Origin of the sequence: Actimicrobium sp. CCI2.3, assembly GCF_035019065.1 — a bacterium.
Classification (GTDB): domain Bacteria; phylum Pseudomonadota; class Gammaproteobacteria; order Burkholderiales; family Burkholderiaceae_D; genus Actimicrobium.
Window position 1 is genome coordinate 78,920 of sequence record NZ_JASJWR010000015.1, and the last position, 15,395, is coordinate 94,314.

12 protein-coding genes are annotated in these 15,395 nt (G+C 58.7%); all 12 read left to right on the forward strand.

Annotation, left to right across the window (positions count from 1 at the left end):
• The first annotated feature begins 8 nt into the window (after positions 1-8).
• On the forward strand, positions 9-1,202 hold the full coding sequence (locus tag QN370_RS10405; RefSeq protein WP_322125977.1) for an acetyl-CoA C-acyltransferase: 1,194 nt from the start codon (positions 9-11) through the stop codon (positions 1,200-1,202).
• Positions 1,199-1,873: an SDR family oxidoreductase gene (locus QN370_RS10410; protein WP_322125978.1), complete on the forward strand. Its 675-nt coding sequence runs from the start codon at positions 1,199-1,201 to the stop codon at positions 1,871-1,873. Before QN370_RS10405 ends, QN370_RS10410 begins: the two co-directional genes overlap by 4 nt.
• Before the next feature lie 18 nt (positions 1,874-1,891).
• Positions 1,892-3,022 (forward strand): acyl-CoA dehydrogenase family protein, encoded by a 1,131-nt coding sequence (locus QN370_RS10415; RefSeq protein WP_322125979.1) that lies wholly within the window; start codon positions 1,892-1,894, stop codon positions 3,020-3,022.
• Positions 3,023-3,047: 25 nt separating this feature from the next.
• Positions 3,048-3,440 (forward strand): YchJ family protein, encoded by a 393-nt coding sequence (locus QN370_RS10420; protein WP_322125980.1) that lies wholly within the window; start codon positions 3,048-3,050, stop codon positions 3,438-3,440.
• Entirely contained in the window at positions 3,437-5,041 is a 1,605-nt protein-coding gene (locus tag QN370_RS10425) for a carboxyl transferase domain-containing protein (protein WP_322125981.1), read from the forward strand. Before QN370_RS10420 ends, QN370_RS10425 begins: the two co-directional genes overlap by 4 nt.
• 5 nt (positions 5,042-5,046) lie before the next feature.
• Complete coding sequence (locus QN370_RS10430; RefSeq protein ID WP_322127180.1) at positions 5,047-5,832, forward strand: enoyl-CoA hydratase/isomerase family protein; 786 nt, start codon at positions 5,047-5,049, stop codon at positions 5,830-5,832.
• Between the two features lie 31 nt (positions 5,833-5,863).
• Positions 5,864-6,874, forward strand: a complete 1,011-nt coding sequence (gene bioB, locus QN370_RS10435) for a biotin synthase BioB (RefSeq protein WP_322125982.1) — start codon at positions 5,864-5,866, stop codon at positions 6,872-6,874.
• A gap of 203 nt (positions 6,875-7,077) precedes the next feature.
• On the forward strand, positions 7,078-9,078 hold the full coding sequence (locus QN370_RS10440; protein WP_322125983.1) for an acetyl/propionyl/methylcrotonyl-CoA carboxylase subunit alpha: 2,001 nt from the start codon (positions 7,078-7,080) through the stop codon (positions 9,076-9,078).
• Positions 9,079-9,088: 10 nt separating this feature from the next.
• Complete coding sequence (locus tag QN370_RS10445) at positions 9,089-10,018, forward strand: glyoxylate/hydroxypyruvate reductase A (protein WP_322125984.1); 930 nt, start codon at positions 9,089-9,091, stop codon at positions 10,016-10,018.
• A gap of 1 nt (position 10,019) precedes the next feature.
• Positions 10,020-10,928 (forward strand): hydroxymethylglutaryl-CoA lyase, encoded by a 909-nt coding sequence (locus QN370_RS10450; protein ID WP_322125985.1) that lies wholly within the window; start codon positions 10,020-10,022, stop codon positions 10,926-10,928.
• Positions 10,929-11,480: 552 nt separating this feature from the next.
• Positions 11,481-11,921, forward strand: coding sequence for a hypothetical protein (locus tag QN370_RS10455; protein WP_322125986.1), 441 nt, complete (start codon positions 11,481-11,483; stop codon positions 11,919-11,921).
• A 1,703-nt stretch (positions 11,922-13,624) separates the two neighbouring features.
• Positions 13,625-15,361: a hypothetical protein gene (locus QN370_RS10460; RefSeq protein WP_322125987.1), complete on the forward strand. Its 1,737-nt coding sequence runs from the start codon at positions 13,625-13,627 to the stop codon at positions 15,359-15,361.
• Positions 15,362-15,395: the final 34 nt, after the last annotated feature.

Here is a 15,395-nt window from a genome sequence, read left to right on the forward strand (position 1 = left end):
GAATACCTATGTCCAACGTCCTACTCGATCCTATCGTCATCGTCGGTGCCGCCCGCACTCCACTGGGTGCTTTCCAGGGCGATTTCTCGGCGCTGTCAGCCAGCGAACTCGGTGCCGTCGCGATCCGCGCTGCGGTCGAGCGTGCCGGTATCGATCCGGCACTGGTCAACGACGTCCTGTTCGGCAATTGCCTGATGGCCGGCCAGGGGCAGGCACCGGCACGGCAAGCCGCGATCAAGGCCGGTATTCCGGTTTCCGCGGGTGCGGTCACGATGTCGAAGATGTGTGGCTCGGCAATGCAGGCCACCATGTTCGGGGTCGATTCGCTGCTGGCCGGTACCAATGATGTCGTCGTCAGCGGCGGCATGGAATCGATGACCAACGCGCCGTACCTGATCCCGAAGGCGCGCGGCGGTTACCGCATCGGCCACGGCATGATGTACGACCACATGATGCTCGACGGCCTCGAAGACGCCTACGAAAAAGGTCGCTCGATGGGCACCTTCGCCGAAGAGTGCGTCGACAAATACGCGTTCACCCGCGAAGAGCAGGATGCCTTCGCCATCACCTCCGTTACACGGGCACAGGCCGCTGCCGCCGATGGCTCGTTCGATTGGGAAATCGCGCCGGTCACCGTCGCGGGTCGCAACGGTGACATCGTCATTGACAAGGATGAAGGTCCGCAAAAAGCCAAGCTCGACAAGATTCCAAAGCTCAAGGCCGCCTTCAAGAAAGACGGCACGATCACGGCGGCATCGTCGTCGTCGATCAACGATGGCGCGGCGGCGCTGGTCATGATGCGCGAATCGATGGCCAAGAAACTCGGTTGCACGCCACTTGCCCGCATCATTGGTCATAGCCGTCATTCGCAAGCACCGAACTGGTTCACCACCGCACCGGTCGGCGCGATTGAAAAGCTGCTGGTCAAGACCGGCTGGGAGCTGGCCGATGTCGACCTGTTCGAGATCAACGAAGCCTTCGCCGTCGTGCCGATGGCCGCGATGCGCGAACTCGATATCCCGCACAGCAAGATCAACATCCACGGCGGTGCCTGCGCACTGGGTCATCCGATCGGTGCCTCGGGTGCCCGCATCATCGTCACGCTGATGGGTGCGCTGAAAAAAACCGGCGGCAAGCGCGGCATTGCCACGCTGTGCATTGGTGGCGGCGAAGGCACCGCAGTCGCGATCGAGATGGTATGAGCGCGCAGACAGCACTGATCATCGGTGCCTCGCGCGGCATCGGATTTGAACTGGCGCGTCAGTACCGTGCCGATGGCTGGCGCGTGCTGGCCAGCGTACGCCAGCCGGCCGATGCGGCCGCGCTGGAAGCACTTGGTTGCGAAGTCCTGCAGCTCGACCTCGACAATGCCGCGCAATGCATCGCGCTCGGCAAACAACTGGAGGCCGAACAGCTCGACATCGCGCTGCTCAACGCCGGTGTCTACGGCCCGCAAACCAGCGCACCAACCACGCCGAGTGCCGACGAGTTTGATACCGTCATGCATGCCAACGTACTTGGCGCGATGCGCCTGTTGCCACTGCTCGGACCGATCGTGGCCCGTTCCGGCGGACGGCTGGCCGTGACCTCGTCGTCGATGGGATCGATCAGCCTGCGCAGCAACACCAGCGGCTGGCTGTACCGCGCCAGCAAGGCGGCACTCAACTCGCTGCTGGTCGATGCGTCGCTGAGTTATGCCCCGGCGATTTGCGTCGCACTGCATCCGGGCTGGGTACGCACCGCGATGGGTGGTGATGGTGCCGACCTCGATGTCTCCGAGAGCGCCGCCGGCATTCGCAGCACGCTGGCCGGTCTGACGGCCGCTGGCAACGGACATTTTTTCAATTACAACGGTACACCACTGATCTGGTAGCACCGGACCGGAGACCCCATGCAACTGAGTCCTGAACACGAGATGATCCGCGATGCCCTGCGCAGTTTTGCGCAGGAGCGCCTCGTTCCCAATGCGGCACGCTGGGACAAGGAACACCATTTTCCGCAAGACGAACTGCGTGGCCTGGCTGCGCTCGGTGCGTATGGTGTCGCGGTGCCGGAAGCACTCGGTGGCGCGGGTCTGGATTACCTTGCGCTGGCGCTGGTGATCGAGGAAATCGCCGCCGGTGATGGCGGTACCTCGACCGTTATCTCGGTCAACAATTGTCCGGTTTGCAGCATCGCGATGATGTACGCGAATCCGGCGCAACAGCAGCAATGGCTGCGTCCGCTGGCACAAGGAACCATGCTCGGCGCGTTCTGCCTGACCGAGCCGCATGCCGGCAGCGATGCGTCCAGCTTGCTGACCACGGCGGTGCGCGAGGGTGACGAGTATGTGATCGACGGCACCAAGCAATTCATCACCAGTGGCAAGCATGCCGATGTCGCCATCGTGCTGGCGGTCACCGACAAGGCCGCCGGCAAGCGTGGCATCAGCGCGTTCTGGGTGCCGACTACCACGACCGGTTATGTCGTCACCCGGCTCGAAGACAAGCTCGGCCAGCACTCGTCCGACACCGCGTCCATCCTGTTCGACAATTGCCGCATTCCCGCCGCCAACCTGATCGGCGACGAAGGGCAAGGCTACCGGATTGCCTTGTCAGGACTCGAAGGCGGGCGCATCGGCATTGCCGCGCAAGCCGTCGGCATGGCGCGCGCGGCGTTCGATGCGGCGCTGGCGTATGCAAAGGACCGCAGCAGTTTTGGCAAGACGATTTACGAACATCAGGCCGTGCAATTCAAGCTGGCCGACATGGCCACCCAACTCGAAGCAGCACGCCAATTAACGTGGCACGCCGCCAGCCTGAAAGATGCCGGCGTGCCGTGTCTGAAAGAGGCAGCGATGGCCAAGCTGTTCGCCAGCGAAATGGCCGAGCGGGTCTGTTCGGATGCGATCCAGATTCATGGCGGCTATGGCTACGTCAGCGATTTTCCGGTGGAGCGGATTTACCGCGATGTGCGGGTTTGCCAGATTTACGAAGGCACCAGCGATATCCAGAAGATCCTGATTGGCCGGGCGCTGGCGTGAGCACACCATTCACCAGGACCGCGCCATGACCAAACCAGCACCCTGTCCCTGCGGCGGCACCGACTACGCAACCTGTTGCGGGCCGATTCTGGCCGGTACGCCAGCGGCCAGCGCCGAGCAGTTGATGCGCTCGCGCTACACCGCCTATACCCGACACGACGACGCCTACATTGCCGCAACGTGGGCCGCACGCACACGTCCTGCAGCGCTCGAGGTCGCCGACGACAGCACCAAGTGGCTGGGACTCGAGATCCGCCACACCAGCACCGATGGCGACACCGCCATCGTCGAATTCATCGCCCGCTACAAGATCAACGGCCGCGCCCAGCGCCTGCACGAAGTCAGTCGCTTCGTGCGCGAACAGGGCTACTGGTTTTATGTGGATGGCAGTTTTCCGGAAAGTACCCGCACACCATGATCCTCGAATCAAAACTCAATCCTCGCGCTGATGATTTCAAGGCCAATGCCGCCGCCATCCAGTCCGTCGTTGATGACCTCAAGCGCACCGTCGAACAGATCGCCCTGGGTGGCAGCGACGATGCCCGCGCCAAACACGTCGGGCGCGGCAAATTGCTGCCGCGCGACCGCGTGATGATGCTGCTCGATCCCGGCACGCCGTTCCTCGAATTTTCGCAACTGGCCGCGCACAATGTCTACGACAACGTCGCCCCATCGGCTGGCATCATCACCGGCATCGGCCGCGTCTCGGGCCTCGAATGCGTGATTGTCTGTAACGATGCCACCGTCAAGGGTGGCACCTATTACCCGCTGACCGTCAAGAAGCATTTGCGCGCACAAGAGGTCGCCGACCAGAACAACTTGCCTTGCATTTATCTGGTCGACAGCGGCGGTGCCAACTTGCCGAATCAGGACGATGTCTTTCCGGATCGCGACCATTTCGGCCGCATCTTTTTTAATCAGGCCACGCTGTCGGCCAAGGGCATCCCGCAAGTCGCGGTGGTCATGGGATCGTGCACCGCCGGCGGTGCGTACGTGCCGGCGATGAGCGATGAATCCATCATCGTCAAGAACCAGGGCACGATTTTTCTGGGTGGCCCGCCGCTGGTCAAGGCCGCCACCGGCGAAGTCGTCAGTGCTGAAGACCTTGGCGGCGGCGACGTCCATACGCGCTTGTCCGGCGTGGTCGACCACCTCGCGCAAAACGACCTGCATGCGCTGTCTCTGGCGCGCACCATCGTCTCCAACCTGAACCGCCGCAAGCCCGAGCAACTGGCCCTGCGCGAGAGCATCGAACCGAAGTATCCGGCCGAAGAATTGTATGGCGTGATCCCGCTCGATACCCGCAAGCCATTCGACATCAACGAAGTCATTGCCCGCATCGTCGATGGCAGCGAGTTCGACGAATTCAAGGCGCGTTACGGCACCACGCTGGTCTGCGGTTTCGCGCACATCCACGGCATGCCGGTCGGGATCATCGCCAACAACGGCATCCTGTTTTCGGAGTCGGCTTTAAAGGGCACGCACTTCATTGAACTGTGCTGCCAGCGCAAGATCCCGCTAGTCTTTTTGCAGAACATCACCGGCTTCATGGTCGGTCGCAAATACGAAAACGAAGGCATCGCCCGCAATGGCGCGAAGATGGTCACCGCCGTCGCGACGGCTGCGGTGCCCAAGTTCACCGTCATCATCGGCGGCAGTTTTGGTGCCGGCAATTACGGCATGTGCGGTCGTGCTTTCTCGCCGCGCTTTTTGTGGATGTGGCCGAACGCGCGCATCTCGGTAATGGGTGGCGATCAGGCTGCCAGCGTCTTGGCCACCGTCAAGCGCGATGGCATCGAAGGCAAAGGGGGCCGCTGGAGCGCCGCCGAAGAAGAGGCCTTCAAGCAGCCGATTCGCGAGCAGTACGAGCAGCAGGGCCACCCGTATTACGCCTCGGCGCGCTTGTGGGATGACGGTGTCATCGACCCGGCCGACACCCGCAAGGTGCTGGCGCTGGGCCTGAGCGCGGCGCTCAATGCGCCGATTGCCGAGACCAAATTCGGCGTGTTCCGGATGTGATGATGATGACCTACTCAACCCTCACTCTGCATCACGCCGCTGGTGTCGCCACGGTCACGCTGAACCGTCCCGAGGTACGCAATGCTTTCAACGAAACCAGCATCGCCGAACTGACCACGGTGTTCGCCGCGCTCGGTACCGATGAGACGGTGCGCGCCATCGTGCTCGCTGCCGAAGGCGTCGCGTTCTGCGCCGGTGCCGACCTGAACTGGATGAAGCAGATGTCCACTTACAGCGATGCCGACAACCTCGCCGATGCAGGGCGACTCGCGATCATGTTGCGCACAATTTACTTGTGTCCCAAGCCGGTGGTGGCCAGCGTGCAGGGCGATTGCTATGCCGGTGGCATGGGGCTGGTGGCGGTTTGCGACATCGCGGTCGCGGCCGATCACGCGCAATTCTGTTTGTCCGAAGTGAAGCTTGGCCTGATCCCGGCGACGATTTCTCCGTACGTGATCAAGGCCATGGGCGACAATGCGGCACGGCGTTATTTTTTGACCGCCGAACGGTTCGACGCAGCCGATGCACTGCGCATCGGTTTCGTTGCACAATCGGTCCCGGCAGCGACGCTAGCGGCCAGCGTTGCTGGCATCGTCAAGGCACTGGTTTCGGCCAGTCCGGACGCGGTGCGCGAAGCCAAGCGACTGGTGCGCGATATCGCCGGCGCACCGATCACCGACGCGCTCATTGCCGATACGGCAGAGCGCATCGCGATGGTCCGCGCATCGACCCAGGGACGCGAAGGCGTCCAGTCCTTTCTCGAGAAACGCAAGCCAGCCTGGCTGACTTGAGCTCACCCATTTACTTACCAGGATTTTCTTCATGACATCACAGACCATTGCATTTCAAGCTGCCACGCCGGCCATTGTTGCCACCGCCTGGCCGGTCGACGACGTGCTCGCGCTGTTCAACTTGCCGTTCAACGAACTGCTGTTCCGGGCCCAGCAAGTCCACCGCGAACACTTCGATCCGACCGAAGTCGAACTGGCCACGCTGCTGTCGATCAAGACCGGCGGTTGCCCGGAAGATTGCGGCTACTGCCCGCAAGCAGCGCGTTACGACACCGGCGTGACCGCGCAAAAAATCCTGCCGCTGGCCACCGTGCTGGAAGCCGCACGTCAGGCCAAGGCCCACGGCGCGACGCGCTTTTGCATGGGTGCCGCGTGGCGCGAACCAAAGGACCGCGACCTCGAGCAGGTCGAAGAAATGGTCCGCGAAGTCAAGGCGCTGGGTCTGGAAACTTGCGCCACGCTGGGCATGCTCGGCGTCGGTCAGGCTGAAAAACTCAAGGAAGCCGGCCTCGATTACTACAACCACAATCTCGACACCGCGCCTGAGTTTTACAGCAACGTGATCTCGACGCGCGATTACCAGCACCGTCTTGACACGCTCGGTCGCGTGCGCGGTGCCGGTATCAAGGTCTGCTGCGGCGGTATCGTCGGCATGGGCGAATCGCGCCTGCAACGCGCCGGGTTAGTCGCGCAACTGGCCAACCTCACGCCGTATCCCGAATCAGTGCCGGTGAACCATCTGGTGCAGGTCGAAGGCACGCCGCTGTTTGGTAGCGAGGCATTGGACCCGCTCGAATTCGTGCGCACGATTGCGGTTGCGCGAATCACGATGCCGACTGCACGGGTGCGCTTGTCGGCTGGACGTCGGCAAATGGGCGAAGCGGTGCAGGCGATGTGTTTTCTGGCCGGCGCGAATTCGATTTTTTATGGCGACAAATTGCTCACGACCGGCAATCCGGAAGTCGAAGAAGACCAGGCTTTATTGGCCAAGCTCGGCATGCGGACGCGGGCGACCAAGATCGAAGCCGAAGGGTGTCATTGATTTAACAGGAGAGTGCCGGCGTTGACGACCGCCGTCAGTACACGCGGTGCAATGCCCTACGGTTATTGCACCCTACGAAAATTCGGATCGACGCCCGCCCAACCGTAGGGTGCGATAACCGAAGGGCATTGCACCGAGCGCATCAAAAAATGGACAACGAAGCGCGACCCACGCGCAAGAATAACCACAACAAAGAGACCACCATGTTCACCAAAATCCTGATCGCCAATCGCGGCGAAATTGCTTGCCGGGTTGCTGCCAGCGCCCGTCGGCTCGGTATCAAGACCGTCGCGGTCTATTCCGATGCCGATGCCAGTGCGCGCCATGTCGCCCTGTGCGACGAAGCGGTCAGGATCGGTTCTGCCGAAGCAAAGGACAGCTACCTGCGTGCCGACAAGATCATTGCCGTCGCGCTCGCCACCGGTGCGCAGGCAATCCATCCGGGCTACGGTTTCCTGTCCGAAAACGCCGGTTTCGCCGATGCCTGCGCTGCCGCCGGGCTGGTCTTCATCGGCCCGCCGGCTTCGGCCATCCGCGCGATGGGCAGCAAGTCTGCCGCCAAGGAATTGATGAGCAAGGCCGGCGTGCCGCTGGTGCCCGGTTATCACGGCGAGAATCAGGACGCCGGTTTCCTGCGTCACGAAGCCGATCAGATCGGTTATCCGGTGCTGCTCAAAGCCAGCGCCGGCGGTGGCGGCAAGGGTATGCGTATCGTCGAAGCCAGTGCGGACTTTATCGCCGCGCTGGCATCGTGCAAGCGCGAGGCGATCAACAGTTTTGGTGACGACAAAGTGCTGGTCGAAAAATACCTGAGCGCGCCGCGCCACATCGAAATCCAGGTCTTCGCTGACACGCAAGGCGACTGCGTCTACCTGTTTGAACGCGATTGCTCGGTGCAGCGCCGCCATCAGAAAGTACTCGAAGAAGCACCCGCGCCGGGCATGACGCTGGCCCGCCGCAGCGCGATGGGCGAGGCCGCGATCGCAGCGGCCAAGGCGGTCAGTTATGTCGGTGCGGGTACCGTCGAATTCATTGCCAATCAGGATGGCTCGTTCTATTTCATGGAAATGAATACCCGCCTGCAGGTCGAGCATCCGGTAACCGAAATGATCACCGGCCTGGATCTGGTCGAATGGCAATTGCGGGTCGCGGCGGGTCAGCCGCTGCCACTGCGGCAAGAGCAGTTGAAGATCAATGGCCATGCACTCGAAGCGCGCATCTATGCCGAAAATCCGGAGAAGGGTTTCCTGCCGTCGATCGGCACGCTGCGCCATCTTGCGACGCCGGTGGCGATCAGCTTCAGTACGCCGATTGACCTGCACGAACACAGCGTCATCCGCATCGACAGCGGCGTACGCGAAGGCGATGCGATCTCGCCGTTTTATGATCCGATGATTGCCAAGCTGATCGTCTGGGGCAAGGACCGTGATGCGGCGCTGCGCCAGATGAGCGACGCGCTGTCGCAATACCGGATCGTGGGCCTGTCGTCGAATATCGGCTTCCTGAAACGGTTGGTCGAGAGTGCCCCGTTCGCCGGTGCGCAGCTCGATACCGGGCTGATCGAACACAATCAGGCGGCGCTGTTTCCGCCGCCGCTGCCGGCGAGTTTGCCGGTGCTGGCGCTGGCCGCCGCGGCGTTGCTGCAATCAGAACAATCCATTGAAGCCAGCCCGTGGGCCAGCACCGATGGCTGGCGCATGAACGTGCCGTTGCAACGCACGCTGGATTTTTCGGATGAGGCAGGTGCCTATCCATTGCGTGCAATTTACTTGCGTGATGGCTATCAGCTCGGTCTCGGTGACGCGACCACTATGATGAAAGTCCTGCGCCACGACGGCAACGCGATCACGCTGCACCTCGGCGAGCAGACCGTGCGCGGTACTGTCGTGCGCGATGGCGAGCAGCTGCATGTGTATCTTGATGGCCAGCACACGGCGCTGATATGGACCGACCCGCTCGCGCATTCGGGAGCAGCCGAAGCCGAAGGCGGACGCCTGACCGCGCCGATGCCGGGCAAGATCGTCGCGGTGCTGGTCGCCGCCGGTGACAGCGTCGAAAAGGGCGCGGCCATGCTGATCATGGAAGCCATGAAAATGGAACATACGATTACCGCACCGGCTGCTGGTGTGGTCGAGCAAGTGTTGTACGTCGTCGGCGACCAGGTCACGGAAGGCGCGCCGCTGTTGTCGTTCGTCATCGAATAGGGAACATCTGATGCAGATTATTTACTATGCCGACAGCGGTCCCGCCGAACAGTGGCTGACCGAGCTGCACACTGCGTTGCCGCTGGCCGATGTGCGCGTCTGGCACGAGGGCGATACCGCCCCGGCCGATTACGCGGTGGTCTGGAAACCGCCTGCGGCGATGCTGCAGGGTCGCATTGACCTGAAGGCGATTTTCAATCTGGGTGCCGGTGTCGACGCCATCCTGCAACTCGGCGACGCACTCTCGGCTGGCGTGCCGGTGGTGCGGCTTGATGATGCCGGCATGGCGGTGCAGATGGCCGACTATGTCAGCCATGCGGTCTTGCGTTATTTTCGCCGCTTCGACGAATTCGATGCGCAGGCCCGCGACCATCAATGGCGCTTCCTGAAGCCGCGCCGCAAGGAAGAATTTTCGGTCGGCATTCTTGGCATGGGCGTGCTTGGCACGCGCATTGCCGAGGCGTTGCTGTCATGCGGATTTCCGGTGCGCGGCTGGAGTCGCAGCCGCAAGGAAATTGCCGGTGTGCAGTCGCATGCCGGTGCCGACGAGCTTGCTGCTTTCCTCGCGCAATCGCAGGTGCTGGTGTGCGTATTGCCGCTCACGCCGCAGACCACCGACATCCTTGATCGCGCCACGCTGGCGATGTTGCCCAAGGGCGCGTACCTGATCAATGTCGCGCGCGGCGCGCAGTTGGTCGAGCAGGATTTGCTGGACCTGCTCGACGAAGGTCATCTGGGTGGCGCGACGCTTGATGTGTTCCGGGAAGAACCGCTGCCGTCCGATCACCCGTTCTGGAACCAGCCGCGCATCACGATCACGCCGCATATTTCCGCGCTGACCCTGCGTGGCGACAGCGTGCGGCAGATCGCCGCCAAGATCAAACAGATGGAGCGTGGCCAGCCGGTTGCCGGTCTGGTTGATCGCACGAAAGGATACTGACATGACTCTGCCCACCCACGTCAAACTTGTCGAAGTCGGCCCGCGCGACGGCCTCCAGAACGAGGCGCAAATCATTTCCGCCGAGATCAAGATCGCGCTGGTCGACCGGCTTACCCAAGCCGGGTTTCGCAATATCGAAGCGGCCTCGTTCGTCTCGCCAAAATGGGTGCCGCAAATGGCCACCTCGGCCGACGTGATGGCGCAGATCGTGCGCGGCGACGGCGTGGTGTATTCGGCGCTGACGCCGAACAGGCAGGGATTCGATGCCGCACTGCTGGTGCGGGCTGACGAAGTCGTGATCTTTGCGTCGGCCTCCGAAGCCTTCTCGCAAAAGAATATCAATTGCTCGATCGCCGAGTCGATAGAGCGGTTTCGCCCGGTTGCTGCGGCGGCCAAACAGAACGGCATGCGTCTGCGCGGCAGCATCAGTTGCACGATGGGTTGTCCGTATCAGGGCGTGGTGTCGCTCGACAGTGTTGCCGATGTAGTCGCACGGATGCAGGCACTGGGCTGCGATGAAATCGACATTGCCGACACCATCGGCGTGGGCACCCCGCATCAGGTACAGGCTGTCATGCAGCGCGCTGCGCAGGAGTTTCCGCTGGCGCAGTTGTCGGGACATTTTCATGACACCTACGGGCAGGCGCTGGCCAATATTTACGCCAGTCTGGAAGTCGGCGTAGCGATTTTCCACGCGTCGGTGGCCGGTTTGGGCGGCTGCCCGTACGCCAAGGGAGCGACCGGCAATGTGGCCACCGAGGACGTGCTGTACCTGATGCAGGGATTGGGGATTACCACCGGCATCGATCTGGATGCAGTGGTCGACGCCGGGCAGTTCATCTCGCAGCACCTCGGGCGCAAGGCCGTGAGCCGGGCCGGGAATGCCATTGCGGCGGCGCGGCTTCGCTAGGAGCCTGTCGGACTTAGGGAATCGAAGCGAAAAAATAGCTGGGCGAGGACAGATTTTGCCGGTTTCGCAGTGCCAATAGCGAGCTATTGGCCAAGAAAGCGGTGAAATATGGACCGTCCAGGTATTTTTGCAGCCGATTCTCCCTAAGCCCGACAGGCTCCCAGATCTGACCGCTTGGCGGAGAGCACCGGATGCGGTGTCTCCCGCCTAGCAGAAAAAAAGTGCGAGTCACTGGAACTGATCACGCCATCACACCACTCAAATCCATACCCCACTCTTAAAGTTGCAATTTGGAATTGTTTTGACAAGTTGCCGCTGACAATCATGCCTAAATACTTTGATTCCCTATCTCAGCGCCCTTGGGCCCCGTCGCCAGTCCTCGTGCGCGCCGAGCCCGAGTCCGTCCCCCGATTAGTCATTGACCAGAAAGACGCTGTCGCCGTGATCAGGAAAGACGGCGGTGCCACGCGCACCGAACAGGCACTCAGAAAAAGCAGTCATGCTTTCAATAAATTTCAGCACGCAAGCCAGACCCGTCCGATTGAAGTTGCCTTGAGCGAAACCGCGACGGACGCCAGCATCACGTTGCGCGTGGCGATCGACGCCACCAGAGAATTGCTGGACCGCTATCGGTCGTTGCCCAAGCCTGACAGCGAGGTTCGCCCGGAGCAAACGCGGCAACGGGCCGAGTTGTCCGGCCAGATCCTGAGCAGTGTCGAATTCGAGTTCGACTGCATGGATGCACTGGCGGACACACTGGACGGCTTGCAGCGTTTCGACGCCGCCAAGCTGGTCGTCGCGCGTGACATTGCCGGTCAGGCTGCCAGTCAGCAAGCCAAGCTCGGACCGTTACTGGCGCAGCGCGAGCAACAATCGGCTGCTTTCCAGGCGGCCCGTAGCAAGGATATCGAGGCAGTCCGGCAACTCATTGATTGCCGTACCCGACAACTTGTCGAAGCCCTGCACCAGACGGGAATTCTCGCGCCTGATTGAGTCCATCCGGCTCGCTTTTTCCGCGCCACGCGGCAGCAGTCATCGTACACACCGCAGTTGATCGTCCACCGGTCATGCGGCACATTTTCCTTCCTTTCTCTCCTCGCAAGGCTCCGTGATCGTGTCATCGTCGGCGAGGATGAATCCTGTCTTGCTTTGTTTCGTTGGAACTATCCGGAAAGAACGTCCACATACGTTCAACTCCGAATCCGTGCCATGTGGCACTGACGGTTATTGACAGAGGTTTTCATGGATCGAATCAAACAAGCTGTCCGCACGTTGTGTTGTTGGGGCGACGCACCAGCTTCTCCGGCTGTAGCGCAACCCGCGCCAGCGCAAGGTAGTTCCTCCCCATCGCTTTCATCGCCCGCTGCATTGTCCACTGCAACATCAAGAGGACATGCCAGACGTCAACAGATCACAGAAAACCAGGCCACGACGCCTTCGATTACTCGCACGGAGGAAGATGTTCCGGCCGGTGTAAGGCCGTCTTCGAGTGTTGCAGAGGACGAAGCCAGGTCGTTGCCTGGCTCGCCATCAACAGGGCAGGGGGCGCTGCCCCTCGATGCAGTCGTTCCGCAGTTTTCCCTCCCGTTAGCGGAACTGTCGGACCTCAATACGGCTCGGCAAGCACAAGCTGGTCGGTCTGGTTCTACGCTTTCAAGTCCGGGCCCAGCAGAGTTTTCTATTACACGTTCAAGTTCAAGTTTTAATCTAGCGCAAGATGTCGACGCTCCCGCTATCTCTGATGAGGCGGATGCAGGTCATGCGCAGAACGTTGATGCGACAGACCAAGGGTACGGGGGCAGGCCACCTCGCCAGCGTCTGCCCGTGTTGCCTGAAAATCTGGACGGTCCCTCGCGCCCGCTGGCGATGCGGCCACCACGACGCGCGCTGACGGCAGAAGATGCCAGGAGCTTGTTTAGCGTTGGGGGGCGACAATCGCCGGCTCTCGCTTTCTTGCCGCCAGCAATCAGCAGGTCGCATGGAGGCATTTTTTCTGCCGAGCCTGTTATTCCTGCCGTGGGCCGGGTACCTGCGCCACGGACATCTCGCCTCCCCGGCCGAGACCGCGGGGCACCACTTCCGTTGATGCCTCTGCTGACGGGCAGTCCCGACAGTCCATCCAATCGGCCCTTCATACTGCGACCACGGCACCAGCCGTTTTATCCGGCGCAAGACAATCCCAGCGATGTCACGACCAGCCACGCCATACCGCCGGCGTCGTTACCTCGTGGCACCAGCGGCGAGGCATTTTCCAGTTCTAGTTCTAGTGAGTGAGGGTTGATGCGTGTTCGCGCAGGTGCTGCGCGGGTTCTTGGGTTTGTTACCCGGCCTGCGCTGTCTTCGTGGGAGGCGAGGTCGTTCTCCGGTCAAGCATTTTTCTGACCAAAAAAATCGATCTTGCTGATGCCTGCCGTGCGGCGTTGCGTCGCACCTTCACGTGCGCAGACTTTGTCATTCGACTGATTTGATTCCCTGCATGACGCGATCCAGCGCAGCCAGATCGCAACGATGTAATTAAAAACGGCAATGGTGGAACTGCACGAGGGGAATGGCCACATAAGTTCATCTCCGGATCGATGCATTGTGGCATTGACGGTAATTTTATTGAGGTTGATATGGCTCGCCTAATAGATCGTATTTTTGGAATTACTACTAACAGGAATACTGGATCGGTCCGTAGTAATTCTAGTGCAGACGTGAATCCTGAATTTCAAGAACATTTTCGTGCAACTGAGAATAATCCTGACAGTTTTAAAGCTGTGCTTTCGACATTCAGGGAGGTGATGGAGCGTTTGCCGAACAAATATAAACCTACTCCCCCCGGGCTTGGAAAATTTATTAAAAATAGTTTAAATTTATTGCGTGATTACAAGGCCTATTGCATCGCTAAAAAATCACAGCCTAATGATAAAGATTTTAATAAATTGTTTGAAATAGTTAGTCAAAGAAAGCAGATGACAACATGGCCAGATGGCAAATGGGATATTGGTCGTCTCCTTGATCCTAACCCACCCAAAAACGATAACGATGTCGCAGCTTGTTATATACAACCCAATGTACGTGCGCAATTTCGGAAAGCCACAGAGAAAATAATTGGTACAAATCGCTTTGTTCGTCTTCTGCAACGTCGCCCTATTGATGCCGCTTCCACTAGCGCTGGAGCTCCCGCTGCCACTACCACTGCGGTCCCCGCTCTCGATCCCACGACCTCTTCCGTCAACGCGGACCTTAATCCTCCTGATGATGGAATTCCCATTGGATGGCACGAATCTGGTGATGACGACCATAGCGATGATGGTAGTGAAGATAGCGTTCGTTCTGTGTCTAGTATGGAAGATAAATTGGTGCCATCAAATATGAAGGGAAGGTTAGAAGAATCGAGCAACCTTAAATCTTCTAATAATAAAACTTCAATTGGCAGGCACAAATATGACGAAGACCCTAATGAAGTTAGCGCTAATACTCGCCCTTATCCAAACCGTAAATTGCTGCCATCAAATCCAAATGACAGCCTAATAAAAAAGAGGCCCAAAAAGCTACTTGTCTCGAAGGAAATATCTACTAATACAAAAAATATAGTTGACTCTGATTCGACTTCTAGTGAGCATTTGTCTAATGAGGATCCATTATTTAATCGTGAATTAGAATTAACAAGTTGGACCCCTGGGGAAAAGAGAGGTGATGACGGACTTCCTATTATTTCCAGTTCCCCGACTCACACGGAATTACCGGTATTTTTTGATTCTTGGAATCCGTTTGAAGACCACAGCGAAAGCACATCCACTAATCAAGATGAAATACATTCCTCAATTACTCTGGGGGAGAGCAGTGAGCTGACACGTGGCGGTATCCAATCTCGAAATGCAATTGAAGTAGCGAGTAGTGAAGGCGATTATTCTATTCCAACAAATTTAACACTTGAAGCCCGCAAAGAATTGGTTGGTAAATCTCTAAACGTTCTTAAAAATAAAATAAAAGAAAAAGAAAAAGAAAAAGCTCCTGAATTTATAGAAGAAAATAAATTTGAATGGTTGAAAAAGGAGTTGCAAGCGCGAATAAATGAAGTTAAAGAAATTGGTAAATTAGATGAAAATTCTTCTGAAGCTGAACGTGCAATACGTAGCCTTCACTTAAATATGTTGCAAGCCTCTGCTGACATTGCTCGTGAGCACTTTAGGAGAATAACCGATTTTGGTTATATATCCGATAAAAATAATTTATCTATTATGGAGGACCCTCAAAAGACGTTAAGTGCAGATTATTTGGCAAGTAATATATTAAATCGACCGCAACCAAGCAATAGTAATAACAGTAATTATTCAGTTGAAAAGAAATTAAAAGAATTGGATGAGGATGCAAATTTTACCAGCGTCGCCTCTGCTAATGTTAGGGAACCACTGAATAAAGCCGAATCCAAGAATGGAAATGGCTGACTACGCTTCCAGCAAATTTTATTTTCGAAAAAGT